Consider the following 15,001-nt stretch of genomic DNA (forward strand, 5'->3'; position numbering starts at 1 on the left):
TCACGTCCCCTCCTCGGCCGTCGCTGAGGGCGCGTCGCCGATCAGGTCGTCGTAGAGGGCCCCAAACCGGTCCCGTACCTCTGCCATCGGGATACCGGCGCGGTCGGCTAGCGCCAGCGCGCCGCCCATTCCGACCCCTTCCTTGGCCTCGCCGGCGACGAACCGCTCCATCGCGACGTGGTCGCTCTGGTCGAATCCGGGGTCCGTTACCGTCAGGTCGAGATCGAGCCGAGCAGCGGAGGCTCGCACGTCGGCACTCTCGTCGTCAGCTACGTAGCTCGTCGTCGCCAGTCCGAGCGGTCCCTCGTAGCCGCCGTGGCGGACCAGCGCAGCGACCGCGATGCACTGGCTGCCGCCGGCGAGTGTCACGGCGGTATCGCTCTCGACGGCTCCCGCGGTCAGACCAGCGAGCGTTGCCAGAACGGGGTCACCCATCCGGCGGACCGCCCGTTTCGGTTCGTTTGCGGCGTCACCCGGTGACAACGAACTGGCTTGGAGTCCCTCGGCGACCAGTTTCTCTTTCTGTTCTGTGGGATTCTCTGGAAGCGACGATGAGACCATCCCGTCCTCACCCAATGCCCGGAGGACGCCGAGGGCCGTCGTTGTCCCGCCGGGAATAGTCTCGCCAAGATACAACTCGTCGGCCGGGAGCGCCTGCCCGAGCTGTCGGGCGGCCGCGAACGCCCCGTGGGCCGTCGACACCGGGTCTTGCTCTGCGATGTCTTTTCCCGGACGTGCGCCGACAGCGACCGTTGGCGCTCCCGTTCGCTCCGCCAGTCCGCCGTCAATAACTGTGGTATCAAACCCCAGGACTTCTCGGACAGCCCGTGTCACCAGTGCCGGCGTCGGACAGCCGCTTGGACTGACTGGTGTCACGTCCGTCCGGACCGGACTGCCGTATGTCACCAACTCTGCATCCGCCGCGGGCGTTACTGACATGAGCTCGGGATCGGCTCCAGCGGCGCTGATACCCGCCCGACTTGCGGTTTCCGTGGTTCCTGCGACGAGTGCAAAGCGCGTTCCGACACCGGGTGAAGTCATTGTGATTGTATTACCACAAATAAACTTTAATACCTTGGTGACGGGGTGGCGCATGATTTATGACGCACGCCCGCGGTTGCCCGAACATGGACGACTTCGACGAACTCCGCTCGTCGTTGACGCCGCGCGAGGATAACGAGGCGATCGCTTCGTACCAGAACACGACGGCTGTAGCCTGTCCGTCCTGTGAAGAGCCGTTCGACGATATGGTCGTCTGCAAGCAGGAGTTCACGTCGCTCAATCTCGATTTCGAGATGGACCTCTGTACGACCATCAACGACGGGAACGTCGTGCTATTCACCCACAAGTAACTGGTCGAAACCGGGACACGTCGCTGTTGTTTCTCTCTTTGTTATCTACGGCGATGGCGTGGTGCCCGGTACTGACGGCCTGACGAAAAATCAGATCTGATAATCTCGGCGGTGATTTTTTATACATCTCCCCGCTTTGTTCCAGATAGGCACCGTACTGGTGCCGCACCACCCCCACCCCCCACCCCCACATTCCTTACCTTTCCACTTCCTGTGAGCCGCTAGCTCCCACGCCAACAGTTCGTAGCTCCCAGCCGCCCCTCCGGTGTGTGCAGTAATTCTGGCCAGCCCAACTATCAGGGCTGAGCTGCCGGTGTGGCACATCGAAGCCGTTCGCATCCGCTCACGATGAATGACGGAAAATGGAAGGGGCGGGAGTCGAACCACGCGGAGCCCTTTGCGGGGTAACCACCAACCGATTCTGGCATGTTGGCTGGTAGCGCTCTACCACTGAGCCACCCTTCCAAGCTACCCAATATACGTTCCTGACAACCAAGTAAGTGATGATTCCGGGTGTTTCCGCGCGCAACGCTCCCGGCAGTCGAGTGATGTTTAGCCGGGCGTTTGCTGGACCATTGTGGTACCGTCTATCGTCGGAGCGGTATCTGTCCCTTGCCTATTCCTATCGGATCCACAACAGCTTATTTCATGCTGGCCGACGACAGTATTGGACGTGAGCTACACGAAAGTCAACTACACCGACGTGGAACCGGTCGCAGATGCGATGCACTTCCTCCGGGACCCGCTGGACTGTGAGCAGGTTGGCGTCACTGTGCTGGACTGTGAGGCTGGCTGGACCGGCAAACCGCACGACCACGCCGACGAAGGTCACGAAGAGGTGTACGTCCTCGTCGAGGGAACAGCGACTGTCGAGGTTGACGGCGACGAGGTGTCCCTCGAAGCCGGCGACGCAATCAGGCTTCCGCCGGAGGCGGAGCGAGCGATCCACAACGGCGATACTGAGAGCACGTTTATCCTCGTCGGCGCGCCCTGAAACTCGCACAAACAGATAACCCAGGCGGTGGGCAGGTCGTCAGTACGACCGGACCTTCGGTTCGTAGGTCTCTTCGTCGCCTTCGAGGATAACGGGCTTGTAGTACAGTTCCGGCTGGCCCTCGTTCCAGGCCAGCATGGTGTGTTTTATCCACTCGTCGTCCTTGCGCTCCTGGTGTTCGGCGCGCCAGTGTGCGCCGCGGAACTCCTCGCGGGCAAGTGCGCCGAGCGTGATGGCCTCGGCCACGTCGAGGATGTTGCGCGTCTCGATGGTGTGGATGAGGTCCGTGTTGTAGGTCCGGGAGGGGTCCTCGACAGCGACGTTCTCGTACTCCTTGCGGGCTTCCCGAAGGTCCCGCAGGGCCTTCTCCAGGCCCTCCTCTGTCCGGAACACGTTGACGTTCTCGGTCATCGTCTCCTGGACATCCGCGCGAACTTCAGCGTGGTTGATGCCGTCGGACTCGATGAGGGTTTCGACGCGCTGGCGTTCCTGCTCGACGGTGCTTTCGAGTACCGCCGTCGGTTCGACAGCGGCCCCGTCTGCGGCAACGTCGCCGCTACTGGCGTCGATTGCGCCAGGTTCGACCGGTGGCTCCACGTCGCCAGGCTCGCTTTTGGCGGAGGGACCAGTCTCGATTTCGGCGGTTTTCATGTCCTTGCCAGCGGCGTGGTGGCCGGCGCGAGCGCCGAACACGAGTAGTTCCGGCAGGGCGTTGCCCCCGAGTCGGTTCGCGCCGTGTAGCGACACGCAGGCGGTCTCACCGGCCGCGTAGAGGCCGTCGATGCACGTCTCGCCGTTCTCGTCGGTCTCGACGCCGCCCATGGCGTAGTGCTGGCCGGGCTTGACCGGCATCGGCTCCTCAAGGCCGTCGACGCCCTCGAAGTCCTCCGCGAGGTGGAGGATGTTCTCAAGACGGTCGAGAATGCGCTCCTCGCCGAGGTGGCGCATGTCGAGGTCGACGTACTCGTCCTCGACGCCGCGGCCCTCGTTGACTTCCGTCAGTTCGGCCCGGGCGACCACGTCGCGGGAGGCCAGTTCCCCCTCGTTGTTGGCGTAGCCGTGCTCGAACATGAACCGCTCCTCGTCGTCGTTGTAGAGGATGCCGCCCTCGCCGCGGACCCCTTCGGAGATGAGCACGCCTGTCGACGGGAGCGTGGTCGGGTGGAACTGGATCATCTCCATGTCCTCCATCGGGACGCCGGCGCGGTAGGCCATCGCACAGCCGTCCCCGGTGTTGGCGACGGCGTTCGTGGTGTGGTCGAAGGCCTGCCCCAGACCGCCGGTCGCCAGGATGACGCCGTTGTTCGCCCGGAAGCCCTGAATCTCCCCGGACTTGATGTCGTAGGCGACACAGCCGTGACAGACGCGGTCCTCGGGGTCGTCGTGGTCAGTGACCGCAAGCTGGGTCACGTACCACTCGTCGTACACTTCGATGCCGCGCTTGACCGCCTGCTCGTACATCGTGTGCAGGAGGTGGTGACCGGTTTCGGCACCCGCGTAGGTCGTCCGCGGGTAGGAGAGACCGCCGAAGGGTCGCTGGGAGACGCGCCCGTCGTCCTCACGCGAGAAGGGCATTCCCCAGTGTTCGAGCTGGATGACCTCTTCCGGGGCGTCCTTGGCGAAGGTGTCGATAGCAGGGGCATCGCCGAGGTAGTCGGACCCCTTCATCGTGTCGTACGCGTGGAGGTCCCAGGAGTCCCCTTCCTGCAGCGCGGCGTTGATTCCCCCCTCCGCGGCACCTGTGTGGCTCCGAACCGGATGGAGCTTGGTCACGAGGGCAACGTCTGCACCCTCTTCGTCCGCTGCAATAGCCGCCCTGAGGCCAGCGCCACCCGCGCCGACCACGATGACATCGTGTTCGTACATTGTGAGAGTGTCTCTTGGCGTGGTTTCGGCTTAGGATTAGCCAAACTTAAGCCTCCCTGTTGCGTTACCGAGCGTGACGCTTATAGTGAGCTGTATCCCATTTCTGACACCGGCACGTACTGTCAGTAAAAGTGAATTTTTGACCTATCCGATGGAATTATATCACACGCTGTGAATACTTAGGAACCAACTACTGATACTAGAGCAACCGGATAGTCTCAGTACGGCCCCGGCCCGTTTCAACGCTGATGCCAGACCAGTACCTCACGTCAACTGATGATTTCGAAGCGGTGTTAGCAGAAGCACCATCAGTTCTGACAGTTACCGACACCGAACTGGTGATACGGTTCGTGAGTCCGGCTATCGAACGTATATTAGGGTATGATATGGAGTCGCTCGTCGGCACGAACTGGCTGGATCTCGTCCACCCAGAAGATACAGACCGCGTCCGCGCCACACTCGTGGGCGAACGAGAGGACGACGGGACCGAGTACCGGTTCCGAAACGCCGACGGCGACTGGCTCTGGCTCGAAACCATCGTCTCAACGGCCACTGAGACGGACCGCGATTGCCGAGTATTCACCTCCCGCGATGTCAGCGACCGGCCGCGCTTTGAGGCCCAGTTTCACCAGTTCGTCACACACACCTCCGACGTACTCACTGTGTTCGACGAGCAGGGCAGCGTCGAGTACATCAGCCCGTCTGTGGAACGCGTCCTCGGCTACGAGCAAGAGGAAATGCAAGACTCGGACCTCTTCGAGTACGTACACCCGGACGACCTCTCGACCGCGCTCACCGAGTTCGGCCGGATGATAGACGACCCGGGGTACGTCGCTGTCATCGAACACCGATATCGCCACGCCGATGGTGACTGGATCTGGGCGGAATCCCGTGGCCAGCAGGTCGCGAGCGGCCCGCTGGAAGACCACGTTGTCGTTACGACCCGCGATATCTCCGAACGGAAACAGCGCGAACAGGAACTCAAACGACAGAACCAGCGCCTTGAGCGTTTCTCGGACGCTATCAGTCACGACCTCCGGAACCCGCTGGATGTCCTCGACGGCTCGCTCGAACTCGCGCGTGAGACCGGCGAAGAAGCACACTTCGAGCGAGCCGAGCGGAGCATTGACCGAATGTACACGCTCATCGACGACTTGCTCGTACTCGCCAAACAGGGCGTCGACCCGACGGAGATCGAAACAGTCGACCTCGACGCCCTTTCTCAGCGGGCCTGGTCGATGGTCGACACCCAGAACGCGACGCTTGAAACTGTTGCTGACGACAGCATCAAGGCCGACGAAGGCGCGATGCTGGAATTACTTGAGAACCTCTTTCGGAACGCTATCGAACACGGTGGCGACGACGTGACCGTCACCGTCGGAACAGAGCCGTGGGGATTCTACGTCACGGACGACGGCGCGGGCTTTCAGGACGGCACCGCGGACCTGTTCGAACCCGGCTACTCGACGGCCGATGAGGGAACCGGGTTCGGGCTCTGCATCGTCGAACAAATCGTCGACGCACACAACTGGGAGGTCATCGCCACCGACAGCGAAAGCGGCGGTGCGCGCTTCGAGTTTATCTGTTCCGATAGCTGAACTGAGCTCTGCGCTCGTGCCTGTGATCCCCTCCAAAACCCATCTCACACAGTTCAGTGCGTGGATCTAGATCACGACCGCTGTGGCTATTCGGCTCGGGCCACCGTCGCTGTCGGACTCCGAACGCGAACCGGAAAACTAGCCAGTCGAACCGCGTTACCAGAACTTGAGGTTGTTCTTGACCGCTTCCCGCTTCAGTTCCTGGATGTGCTCTGTCAGCGGGATGTCCTTCGGACACACTTCGGTACAGGAGAACTGGGTCTGGCAGCGCCAGACGCCGTGTTCCTGTTCGATGATACGCAGGCGCTCCTGCTTGCGGTTCTCGCCTTCGCGTTCGTCCATCGCGAACCGGTAGGCCTTGTTGATGGCGGCGGGGCCGAGGTACTCGTTGTCGCCGGCGGCGATGTTACACGAGGACATGCACGCGCCACACCAGATACACCGCGTGGACATCTTGACCTTTTCGCGGTTCTCCCGGGTCTGGCGTTGCTCTTCGAGTTCGTCCTCAGGGAGCTCGTCGGCGTCGAAGTACGGCTCGACGGCCTCCATCTGGTCGTAGAAGTGCTCCATGTCGACGACGAGGTCCTTCACGACCTCCTGATGGGGCAGTGGCTCGATACGGATGGGGTCCTCGAGCTCGGATATCTGCGTCTTGCAGCCGAGTCGCTGTCTCCCGTTGACAAACAGCGCATCGGATCCACAGACGGCCTGCCGGCAGGAGTGTCGGAAGGTCAGCGATGAGTCGTAGTGGTCCCGTGCGTAGATGAGGGCATCGAGGATAGTCATCCCCTTGTGGAACGGGACGCGGAAGTCGTCGAACCGTGGTTCCTGCTTCCCCTCGACTTCGGGGTCATAGCGGAACACCTTCAGCGTGATCGTGTCTTCGTCGTCGAGCGTCTCCTCTTCGACTTCTCGCTGGGCCTGCTCCTGTGCCTGTCGTTCGTCTCGCTGTGCGCGCCGACGGTCACCCGGGGATTCGACCTCGGGCTCTGTCTCCTCGTCGGCCTCCGTTTCGGTCTCCTGTTGTTCGATTTGCGTGCTCATAGTTCAGACGAGGGTCGTCATGGCCAGCGACACGCGGGTCCCCTGCACGACGAGCAGGAGGCCGGCGATGCCGAGCATATATTTGACTGCGTTTTTCTGGGAACCGGTGAGTCCCTGGTTGACCAGCGCGTTGTACACGCCGTTGACGCCGTGGAACGTCGCGGTCACGAGGAACAGCCACATCGTCGCGAAGTAGCTGACCTGACTCATTCGGGCCTGCGTGCCCAGGAACGTGATATCTGCGGCGTGGTTCACGAAGTGCAACAGCATGAAGTGGAACGCGAGCACGCCGATCAGGAACACCGCTGTCAGGCGCTGGAACAGCCAGCGACGGCCGCCGCGGTCAAAGGAGGAGTAGTGCTGTGCCATTAGAGTAGTTTCCCCCCGAGGAACGTCGGCACGCTTGCGACGACGATGGCGCCCGTCAGCACGAGCGAGGCGTAGAAGCTCTTGTCCTGCGATTCCAGCCCAACGCCGAGGTCAACCATCAGCAGTCGAATCCCGTTGAGGATGTGGAAGACGGCGACGGCCAGGAGCCCGACTTCGAGGAACCGGACGATCAGCAGCGATTCGAGGCCGCTGAGCGTGCTGGTGTAGAGGTCGGTGCCTGCCTGTGCGCTCGCCGGATCGACGCCGACCGAAGTGCTCAGCACCGCGATGTGGGTGAACAGGTAGCCCACGAGAACCCAGCCGGTGAACTTGTGGAAGATCCAGGCCCACATCCCGGCCGTGAACTCCCGCCACCGTCCGAAGTCCTCGACGGTGCCGCGATTGTAAGACTGACTCATACACTGGGGGGTTAGTCCGGGGACAGATAGTAGTTTCTACAACGGACGCGTATCGCCGGAATCCTGCCCGAAGACGTTCGTCAATTGACTACTCCGCAGTTACCAATCGTCGTCGTCCGTCCGACGGTTCCACTCGATTGCGCGCTGTGTCCGGTCATCAAGTCTGACAAGGTGACAGAGGGGGTTCCCGGGATACACCAGTGGATTCTCGAGGATGCCGACCAGCAGGCCGGTAAACGGCGCACGCATCAGCGTGTTCTCCGTCTTGAACGGGTTCGCGATCGTACAGATCACGTCGTCTTCATACACCAGGTCGCCGCGGTCGTAGTGCATGTCCACTAAACCGCCCGAGTCCGCCCGTATCCAGGTTTTCTCGCCACTGTCGTCGATGACTGTCCGCCAGCCCGGCCACCGGACCGTATCGGAGTCACGGAGGCCAAACTCCGCGAGCACCGACCGGACGCTCTCCAGTGCCGAGTCGATAAGCGGTCGCTGGAACCGGTGGGCTTCGCCCATCTCTATCGTGATCGTTGGGACGCCCGAATCGCTCAGTTCCCGCCGGAGCGACCCTGACGGGCCGTCAGAGGAGATGATGACGTTCGACGCGAAGGCGTTCGCGACCCGCGCGACTGACGGGTCGTCCATGTCTGCCCGGACATGGAGCATGTTAGTTCGCCCGCGTGTTGACGTGTGGAAATCGAGGCCCACGTCACAGGGGGCCAGGAAGTTCCGGAAAATCTTGTGTGCCATCCGCTTGGCGCTCGTCGAGTCGGGGTCACCGGGGAACGAGCGGTTCAGGTCTCTGTCGTAGATGGGCAGGTATCGCTCCTGTGCCAGAAACGCAGGGACGTTCAGCACCGGGAGACAGATTAGCGTCCCCGCCAGCCCCTCGTGGTCCCACTCGTGGGCCACTTCCCGGACGACCTCGATGCCGTTGAGTTCGTCGCCGTGTGCCGCTGCGGTGAGAAACACTGTCGGACCGGGCCGTTCCCCGTTGACGATGGTAACCGGCATTCGGACGGCATCCCCCAGATACGTCTCGCTGACCGTATAGCGAATGTTGCGGGTCTCCCCCGGCGACACAATTCCCCCGTCGTAGGTGAACGGCTCGGCCTTGCCCATGCACTCACAACACGAGGCGGCTGATAAAACCCCTCCGGCGAGGCAGGTCCGGACTGGCCGTGCCGCATGCCGCATCCGTACACCTATACTGGGGCCGGCAGAAGGCGACAACATGAGCGACCAAGACCTCACAGTGGGTGTTCTCAGTCTCCACTCAAGCAAAGAATCGAAGGCGATTCTGAACGCGGTCGACGAGATGGGCTACGGAACGGAGTGGCTTCGCGCGGAAAACACTGCGGTCAGCGTTGCTGACGGCGAGATGACACTCAACCCAAGTGTCGACGTCGTTGCGAACCGACTGCTGCTGTCAAGCAGCGAACACCCTGCCGAAGGGATCGGACTGGGGATGACCATCAGCCGGCTCGCGCCGATGTTGAACGAGCCAATGGCGGCGACGACGGCCCTACACAAGTTTGCGAGCGCTGCCGCATTGGCTGACGCCGGCGTCCCGGTCCCGGACGCGTTGCTCGCGCTGTCGAGCGATATGTTAAACGAGGAGCGGGACCGCTTCGGTGACCGCGCGGTGTACAAGACGGCCATCGGCACTCACGGCGGCGGAACGTGGATGGTCGACATCGAAAACCAGGTCAACGCACAGGTCGGGGGCCGCTACGCGTTCTTACAGGAGTACATGGAACACGACGAGAAACGCCACCACGACCTCCGCGTGTACGTCGTCGGCGACCAGATCGTCGGCGCGATGAACCGCTACGCGCCCGAGGGCGAGTGGCGGACCAACGTCGCGCTGGGCGGCGACGTTGAGGACATGACCGGCAAGCTCCCCGAGCGGGTCAGGGAGATAGCCCTCGACTCGGTGGAGGCAATCGGGCTGGACTACGCCGGCGTCGACATCGTCCAGAGCGACGACGGGTACTACGTGCTCGAAGTCAACCCCACCGCCGGGTTCCGCGGACTGTTCAAGGCAAGTGGTGTCAGCCCCGCTCCCTATATCGCCCAGCTCGCCATCGAGCGCGCTGGCGGGAGTGTCGACGACGAAACTGTCGAACGGCTCTCGGACCGACTCGACGACTCCAAGCCCGCGTGTACGCCGAAAAAGCCACAGCCGCAGGCGCAGGAGAACGTCGTCGTGGGCTACATCGAGGAGGTCGTCGTCACCGGGACCCAGGGGACCAAGTCCGTCCTCGCGAAGTCCGACACGGGTGCGACCAGAACTAGTATCGACGCCAAACTCGCCGCGGAAATCGGAACGGGACCGATTCTCGACATCGTGAAAATCAAGTCCGGGAGCCTCAAGTCCGGTCGGTCGCGCCCGGTCGTCGACCTTGTCGTCGGTGTTGGCGGGACCCAGCACACCGTCACCGCAAGCGTCGAAGACCGCGGGCACATGGACTACCCGTTGTTGCTGGGACGGGACATCCTCAAGCACTATCAGGTCGACGTGACCCGCCGTGCCGACGACGAGTCAGACGTGGAGACCGAAGAAGAGGAACAGAGCGAGGAGTAACCGTTCGCACCAGATTCCGAACCGGCTCAGTCCTCGCGCACTTCGGCGACGCTCTCGGCGATATCCTCGCTGGCCCGCCACAGATACAGGCTCGCGTAGCTCCGATACGGCGACCACCGCTCGGCGTACTCGCGCATCTCTGCGCGGCTGTACCCCTCTCCGACGACGGCTTCGAACCCCTTGCGGATGCCGAGGTCGCCGACCGGGAACACGTCTTCGCGGCCGAACGCGAACAGGAGTTGCATATTTGCAGTCCAGTCGCCGACACCCGTAATCGCTGTCAGGGCCTCGCGGATCTCCTCGTCACTGGCGTCCGCGAACGTCTCCAGCGAGTAGCCATGGTCCAGAAACGTGTCGGCGACCTCGTTGACGTAACGAGTCTTCTGCCGCGAGAGACCAGCATCCCGGAGCACCTCGTCATCTGCCTCTCTGATGCCCGCCGGCGTCACGGTGACGGCGTCGAACAGCCGCTCTCGCGTTGCGGCGGCCGACGCCATCGACACTTGCTGGCGGAGAATCGAAACGACGAGTCGCTCAAAGAGGTCTGATGCGGGGTCAAGCGTGAGTTCGCCGTGTGCCGCGACCAGCGGCCCGATGTCGGGGTCCGCACGTAACGCCTCGTGTGGCGAGTCACTCATCGTTCTGTGGTACTAGCTCGACCGAAAAGAACGTGTCTGTCCCTGTTAGCCGTCGGCGATGATAGGGTCTGGATTCGGTGAAGTGACACCGTCCGCACCGACTGGTTCCGCCGGGTTGCCGACGACTGTCGTCTCCGGCGCCACGTCGTCAACGACGACAGCGCCAGCGCCGACGGAGGCGTTTTCTCCGACGGTAATCGGTCCCATTATCGAGGCGTCAGCACCGACGGTCGCGCCGTCTTCGACTGTCGGGTGGCGCTTCTCCCGTCGCATGGACGTGCCGCCGAGCGTCACGCCGTGGTACAGGAGCACGTCGTCGCCGATCTCGGCCGTCTCACCGATGACGATACCCATCCCGTGGTCGATGAATACGCGGTCGCCGACCTCCGCGGCGGGATGAATCTCGACGCCTGTCAGGAACCGCGTGATGTGGGAGACGAGTCTGGCGAGCAGCGTCCAGTCGTTGGTCCAGAGCCAGTGCGCGACCCGGTAGGCCCAGATCGCGTGCAGGCCGGGATAGGTGAGCGCGACCTCTATGGCACTGGTCGCCGCCGGGTCCTTTGCGAGTGCTGTACGGATATCCGCTTTCAGTCGGTCGAACATTAGTGTAGTGTGGGGGGAGCGTATCGTCTGCACACGAGACAGTCGGTCGTGGTCCGAGTCACCGGGGACAACAACGGCGGCGGGGGGAGCAACCACTGATTACGGTCCGGAGCGGGCGAGTAGCACGGCGTGGGACTCGGTCGCCCATAGTTGGCTACTCTACGTTACTCGGCGGCTTAAAAAGCAGCGGTTGGACTGCTGTCGTTCCTCACTCAACGAGCGCACCCTCGGGAGACGGGTGTCTCACGTCGACAACCGGGGACTGCTCAGGTCATGCCCTTTCCGAGCAGTTCCCGGGCGATGATGTTCTTCTGGATCTCGGTCGTTCCCTCGTAGATCTGGGTAATCTTTGCGTCGCGGTAGAACCGCTCGACGTCGAAGTCGTTGACGTAGCCAGCGCCACCGTGGATCTGGACGGCCTCGTCGGCCGTCTCGACGGCGACGCGGGAGGCCTTTTCTTTGGCCATCGACGCCAACTCGGTGAGCCGGTCGGCGTCGTTGTCGACGCTCCAGGCGGATTTATGCGTGAGCTGCCGTGCCGCCTCGATTTCGGTGAACATCTCGGCAAGCTTGTGCTGGATGGCCTGAAACTCCGAGATGGACTGGCCGAACTGCTCACGGTCCTGTGCGTACTCCAGGGCACGCTCGGCGGCCCCGCGGGCGATACCGACACCCTGTGCGGCCACGCCGGTCCGGGTCTCGTCGAAGAACTGCATTATCTGGAGGAAGCCGGCCCCGCGCGTACCGACAAGATTGTCCTCGGGGACGCGCACGTCGTTGAGGATGAGCTCTGCCGTGTCCGACGCGCGAATGCCGAGCTTCCCCGTAATCTTCTCTGCCTCGAACCCGTCGCGGTCGGACTCGACGAGAATCTGTGAGAAGCCGTTGTACCGCCCCTCTGCGTCGGGGTCGGTCTCACAGAGCACGACGAAGTAGTCACCGACCGAGCCATTGGTAATCCACATCTTGTTGCCGTTGATGACCCACTCGTCGCCCTCCTTGCGCGCCTGTGTCGACACCGACGACACATCTGAACCGGTGTCGGGTTCGGAGATGGCCGCGCCCATGATGGCGTCGCCGGTCGCCACCGGCTCCAAGTACTCCTCTTTCTGGGCCTCCGAGCCAAATCCAATGAGTGCGTCCGCGCCGAAGGCGGCCGACTGGATGCTCAGACCGATGCCGGGATCGGCCGCGAACAGCTCCTCGGCGATGATGGCGTTCGTCAGCGTATCGTAGCCTGCGCCGCCGTACTCCATCGGGATGTTCGCACCTGTCAGCCCCATCTCAGCGGCCTTCTCGACGATCTCTCGGGGGAACTTCTCTTCCGTGTCGTACTCGGTCGCGACGGGCTTGATTTCGTTTTCCGCGAACCGGGCAATCTCGTCTTTTATCTGTCGCTGCTCTTTCGTTAGTTGGAAGTCCATATGTGGTGTGTTGACGTGAAATGCATTAATGGTTTGTAATCCGAAATAAACTCGAAAGTGGTTTTCTAATGAGAGAAACGTTGAAGCCTCGGCCGGCAGTGGAACGATATGTCATGGATTTCGAGGATATTGACACTATCGCCGTGCTCGGTGCCGGGAATATGGGTCATGGAATCACCGAAGTGGCCGCACTCGCAGGCTACGACGTGCGGATGCGAGACATCAAAGACGAGTTTGTCGAGGACGGCTACGACAACATCGAATGGTCGCTGAACAAGCTGGCCGAGCGGGACCAGCTCACGCAGGACGAGGCTGACGCGGCGCTGGACCGCGTGACGCCGCTTGTCGATGTAGAGGAAGCAGTCAGCGACGTCGACGTGGTCATCGAGGCCGTGCCGGAGAAGATGGAGATCAAGAAAGACGTGTACACAGAGGTCGAAGAACACGCCCCCGAAGACGCCATCTTCGCCACGAACACGTCCAGCCTCTCCATCACGGAACTGTCGGAAGTCACCGAACGGCCCGAGCAGTTCTGCGGGATGCACTTCTTCAACCCGCCGGTGCGAATGCAACTGGTCGAAGTAATCTCCGGTGCACACTCCGGCGACGACACGCTGGACGCTATCGAGGCGCTTGCGGAGGACTTCGGTAAAACACCGGTCCGCGTCCGCAAGGACTCGCCGGGGTTCATCGTCAACCGCATCCTCGTCCCGCTGATGAACGAGGCCGCGTGGCTCGTCCACAGCGATGAGGCGACCATCGCCGAGGTCGACTCGACGACGAAGTTCGACATGGGCCTGCCGATGGGGTCGTTCGAACTCTCCGATCAGGTGGGGAACGATGTCGGCCTCCACGTCCTCGAATATATGCACGAAGTGCTGGGCGAGCCCTACGCCCCGTGTCCGCTACTCGAACAGAAAGTCGAGAACGAGGAACTCGGGAAGAAGACCGGGAAAGGCTTCTACGACTACGAGAACGGCGGCGTCGACATTCCGACGGATGCCGGCCGCGAAGATGTCGAGCACCGCCTCATCGCCGTGATGGCAAACGAAGTCGGGAAGCTCGTCGAGAACGACGTGGCCCCCGTCGCGGACATCGACCAGGCTGTCCAGCTCGGCGGTGGCTTCCCGGACGGTCCCGCGAAAATCGCCGACAAGACCGGTCTTGAGACGCTCGTCGACACACTCGAAGAAACCCACGAGGAGACCGGCGCGGAGCGCTACGCCGTCTCCGACGGCCTCCGAGAGGCCGCAGAGGACGGTGGCTTCTACGGCAGTGAAGACGACGCGCCGGCAGAGTTCGACAACGTCACCGTCGAGTACCCCGGCGAGATGGTCGGCCACATCGAACTCGACCGCCCACACAGGATGAACACTGTCAGCCCGGAGCTGATGGACGACCTCGCCGACGCCGTCGACCTGCTCGAAGAAGACGACGAGGTGCGTGCTATCCTGCTGACCGGGGCCGGCGACAAGGCGTTCTCCGCGGGGGCCGACGTCCAGGCGATGGCCTCGAACGCGACGCCGCTGGACGCTATCGAACTCTCCCGCAAGGGCCAGCAAACCTTCGGGAAGCTTGAGGAATGCTCGATGCCGGTCGTCGCCGGGATCGACGGCTACGCGCTGGGCGGCGGGATGGAACTGGCGACCTGTGCCGACCTCCGCGTGGCCTCGGAGCGCTCCGAACTGGGCCAGCCCGAACACAACCTCGGCCTCCTGCCGGGGTGGGGCGGCACACAGCGCCTCGCCCGCATCGTCGGCGAAGGCCGCGCCAAGGAGATTATCTTCACGGGCGACCGCTACGACGCCGACGAGATGGCCGAATACGGCTTCATCAACGAGGTCGTCGACAACGACGCCCTCCACGAGCACGCGCTCGAACTGGCGAAGGACATGGCCGCCGGCCCGCCGGTCGCACAGAAACTCACCAAGCGCGCGATGCTCGCCGGCCGCGACGACATCGACGCCGGCCTCGAAGTCGAATCACAGGCTTTCGGTCATCTCATCGGCACCGACGATGTGATGGAGGGCATCAACGCGTTCATGGGCGACGGAGAACCGGACTTCGAAGGGAAGTAAGCTGCTGGGACCGGCAGCGCCGTCGCCGC

At 62.6% G+C, this 15,001-nt stretch carries 14 protein-coding genes and 1 tRNA gene; 5 read left to right on the plus strand and 10 right to left on the minus strand.

Annotation, left to right across the window (positions count from 1 at the left end):
- On the minus strand, window positions 1–1,041 hold the full coding sequence (locus tag DVK01_RS15140; RefSeq protein ID WP_121537420.1) for a nicotinate-nucleotide--dimethylbenzimidazole phosphoribosyltransferase: 1,041 nt from the start codon (window positions 1,039–1,041) through the stop codon (window positions 1–3).
- An 86-nt stretch (window positions 1,042–1,127) separates the two neighbouring features.
- Between DVK01_RS15140 and DVK01_RS15145 the strand changes: the two genes are divergently transcribed.
- Window positions 1,128–1,352 (plus strand): hypothetical protein, encoded by a 225-nt coding sequence (locus tag DVK01_RS15145; protein ID WP_014040518.1) that lies wholly within the window; start codon window positions 1,128–1,130, stop codon window positions 1,350–1,352.
- A 363-nt stretch (window positions 1,353–1,715) separates the two neighbouring features.
- On the opposite strand, the gene DVK01_RS15150 is transcribed toward DVK01_RS15145, so the two are convergent.
- Window positions 1,716–1,817: transfer RNA gene (locus DVK01_RS15150), tRNA-OTHER, on the minus strand.
- 208 nt (window positions 1,818–2,025) lie between these two features.
- Between DVK01_RS15150 and DVK01_RS15155 the strand changes: the two genes are divergently transcribed.
- A complete protein-coding gene (locus DVK01_RS15155; RefSeq protein ID WP_198560170.1) occupies window positions 2,026–2,346 on the plus strand; it encodes a cupin domain-containing protein in 321 nt (106 codons plus the stop codon).
- 39 nt (window positions 2,347–2,385) lie between these two features.
- Here DVK01_RS15155 and DVK01_RS15160 read toward each other — a convergent pair whose 3' ends face one another.
- Window positions 2,386–4,212, minus strand: a complete 1,827-nt coding sequence (locus DVK01_RS15160) for an FAD-binding protein (RefSeq protein WP_101350206.1) — start codon at window positions 4,210–4,212, stop codon at window positions 2,386–2,388.
- Between the two features lie 248 nt (window positions 4,213–4,460).
- Here DVK01_RS15160 and DVK01_RS15165 point away from each other — a divergent pair, with 248 nt between their 5' ends.
- A complete protein-coding gene (locus DVK01_RS15165; RefSeq protein WP_101350205.1) occupies window positions 4,461–5,810 on the plus strand; it encodes a PAS domain-containing sensor histidine kinase in 1,350 nt (449 codons plus the stop codon).
- Window positions 5,811–5,966: 156 nt separating this feature from the next.
- On the opposite strand, the gene DVK01_RS15170 is transcribed toward DVK01_RS15165, so the two are convergent.
- From DVK01_RS15170 to DVK01_RS15185, 4 genes are all read right to left on the minus strand, one after another.
- Window positions 5,967–6,854 carry a succinate dehydrogenase/fumarate reductase iron-sulfur subunit gene (locus DVK01_RS15170; RefSeq protein WP_101350204.1) on the minus strand — a complete coding sequence of 296 codons (888 nt, stop codon included), beginning with the start codon at window positions 6,852–6,854 and terminating at the stop codon, window positions 5,967–5,969.
- Between the two features lie 3 nt (window positions 6,855–6,857).
- Complete coding sequence (locus DVK01_RS15175; RefSeq protein ID WP_053969170.1) at window positions 6,858–7,223, minus strand: succinate dehydrogenase hydrophobic membrane anchor subunit; 366 nt, start codon at window positions 7,221–7,223, stop codon at window positions 6,858–6,860.
- Entirely contained in the window at window positions 7,223–7,642 is a 420-nt protein-coding gene (gene sdhC / locus DVK01_RS15180) for a succinate dehydrogenase, cytochrome b556 subunit (RefSeq protein WP_053969169.1), read from the minus strand. The genes DVK01_RS15175 and sdhC overlap by 1 nt, the downstream gene beginning before the upstream one ends.
- Window positions 7,643–7,741: 99 nt before the next feature.
- The gene (locus tag DVK01_RS15185; RefSeq protein ID WP_101350203.1) at window positions 7,742–8,764 is read right to left on the minus strand and encodes a succinylglutamate desuccinylase/aspartoacylase family protein; all 1,023 of its coding nucleotides are present in this window, start codon (window positions 8,762–8,764) and stop codon (window positions 7,742–7,744) included.
- Window positions 8,765–8,876: 112 nt separating this feature from the next.
- Here DVK01_RS15185 and DVK01_RS15190 point away from each other — a divergent pair, with 112 nt between their 5' ends.
- Window positions 8,877–10,229, plus strand: coding sequence for a RimK family alpha-L-glutamate ligase (locus DVK01_RS15190; RefSeq protein WP_101350202.1), 1,353 nt, complete (start codon window positions 8,877–8,879; stop codon window positions 10,227–10,229).
- Window positions 10,230–10,255: 26 nt separating this feature from the next.
- Here the strand turns inward: DVK01_RS15190 and DVK01_RS15195 are convergent, their stop codons facing one another.
- The 3 genes from DVK01_RS15195 to DVK01_RS15205 form a co-directional block, all read right to left on the minus strand.
- Window positions 10,256–10,867, minus strand: coding sequence for a DNA-3-methyladenine glycosylase (locus DVK01_RS15195; protein WP_121537422.1), 612 nt, complete (start codon window positions 10,865–10,867; stop codon window positions 10,256–10,258).
- Between the two features lie 45 nt (window positions 10,868–10,912).
- Window positions 10,913–11,470 (minus strand): serine O-acetyltransferase, encoded by a 558-nt coding sequence (cysE, locus tag DVK01_RS15200; RefSeq protein ID WP_101350200.1) that lies wholly within the window; start codon window positions 11,468–11,470, stop codon window positions 10,913–10,915.
- 266 nt (window positions 11,471–11,736) lie between these two features.
- Window positions 11,737–12,894, minus strand: coding sequence for an acyl-CoA dehydrogenase family protein (locus tag DVK01_RS15205; protein ID WP_101350199.1), 1,158 nt, complete (start codon window positions 12,892–12,894; stop codon window positions 11,737–11,739).
- A 113-nt stretch (window positions 12,895–13,007) separates the two neighbouring features.
- On the opposite strand from DVK01_RS15205, the gene DVK01_RS15210 reads away from it, so the two are divergent.
- A complete protein-coding gene (locus tag DVK01_RS15210; protein ID WP_101350198.1) occupies window positions 13,008–14,972 on the plus strand; it encodes a 3-hydroxyacyl-CoA dehydrogenase/enoyl-CoA hydratase family protein in 1,965 nt (654 codons plus the stop codon).
- Window positions 14,973–15,001 lie beyond the last annotated feature (29 nt).

Origin of the sequence: Haloarcula sp. Atlit-120R (assembly GCF_003665885.1) — an archaeon.
In the GTDB taxonomy this organism is placed as follows: Archaea; Halobacteriota; Halobacteria; order Halobacteriales; family Haloarculaceae; genus Haloarcula; species Haloarcula taiwanensis.

Bases quoted from the DNA above. Each gene is read 5' to 3' on its own strand.
- DVK01_RS15140 (WP_121537420.1), bottom strand. From the start codon at position 1,041: ATGACTTCACCCGGTGTCGGAACGCGCTTTGCACTCGTCGCAGGAACC.
- DVK01_RS15145 (WP_014040518.1), top strand. From the start codon at position 1,128: ATGGACGACTTCGACGAACTCCGCTCGTCGTTGACGCCGCGCGAGGAT.
- DVK01_RS15160 (WP_101350206.1), bottom strand. From the start codon at position 4,212: ATGTACGAACACGATGTCATCGTGGTCGGCGCGGGTGGCGCTGGCCTC.
- DVK01_RS15165 (WP_101350205.1), top strand. From the start codon at position 4,461: ATGCCAGACCAGTACCTCACGTCAACTGATGATTTCGAAGCGGTGTTA.
- DVK01_RS15170 (WP_101350204.1), bottom strand. From the start codon at position 6,854: ATGAGCACGCAAATCGAACAACAGGAGACCGAAACGGAGGCCGACGAG.
- DVK01_RS15175 (WP_053969170.1), bottom strand. From the start codon at position 7,223: ATGGCACAGCACTACTCCTCCTTTGACCGCGGCGGCCGTCGCTGGCTG.
- sdhC (WP_053969169.1), bottom strand. From the start codon at position 7,642: ATGAGTCAGTCTTACAATCGCGGCACCGTCGAGGACTTCGGACGGTGG.
- DVK01_RS15185 (WP_101350203.1), bottom strand. From the start codon at position 8,764: ATGGGCAAGGCCGAGCCGTTCACCTACGACGGGGGAATTGTGTCGCCG.
- DVK01_RS15190 (WP_101350202.1), top strand. From the start codon at position 8,877: ATGAGCGACCAAGACCTCACAGTGGGTGTTCTCAGTCTCCACTCAAGC.
- DVK01_RS15195 (WP_121537422.1), bottom strand. From the start codon at position 10,867: ATGAGTGACTCGCCACACGAGGCGTTACGTGCGGACCCCGACATCGGG.
- cysE (WP_101350200.1), bottom strand. From the start codon at position 11,470: ATGTTCGACCGACTGAAAGCGGATATCCGTACAGCACTCGCAAAGGAC.
- DVK01_RS15205 (WP_101350199.1), bottom strand. From the start codon at position 12,894: ATGGACTTCCAACTAACGAAAGAGCAGCGACAGATAAAAGACGAGATT.
- DVK01_RS15210 (WP_101350198.1), top strand. From the start codon at position 13,008: ATGGATTTCGAGGATATTGACACTATCGCCGTGCTCGGTGCCGGGAAT.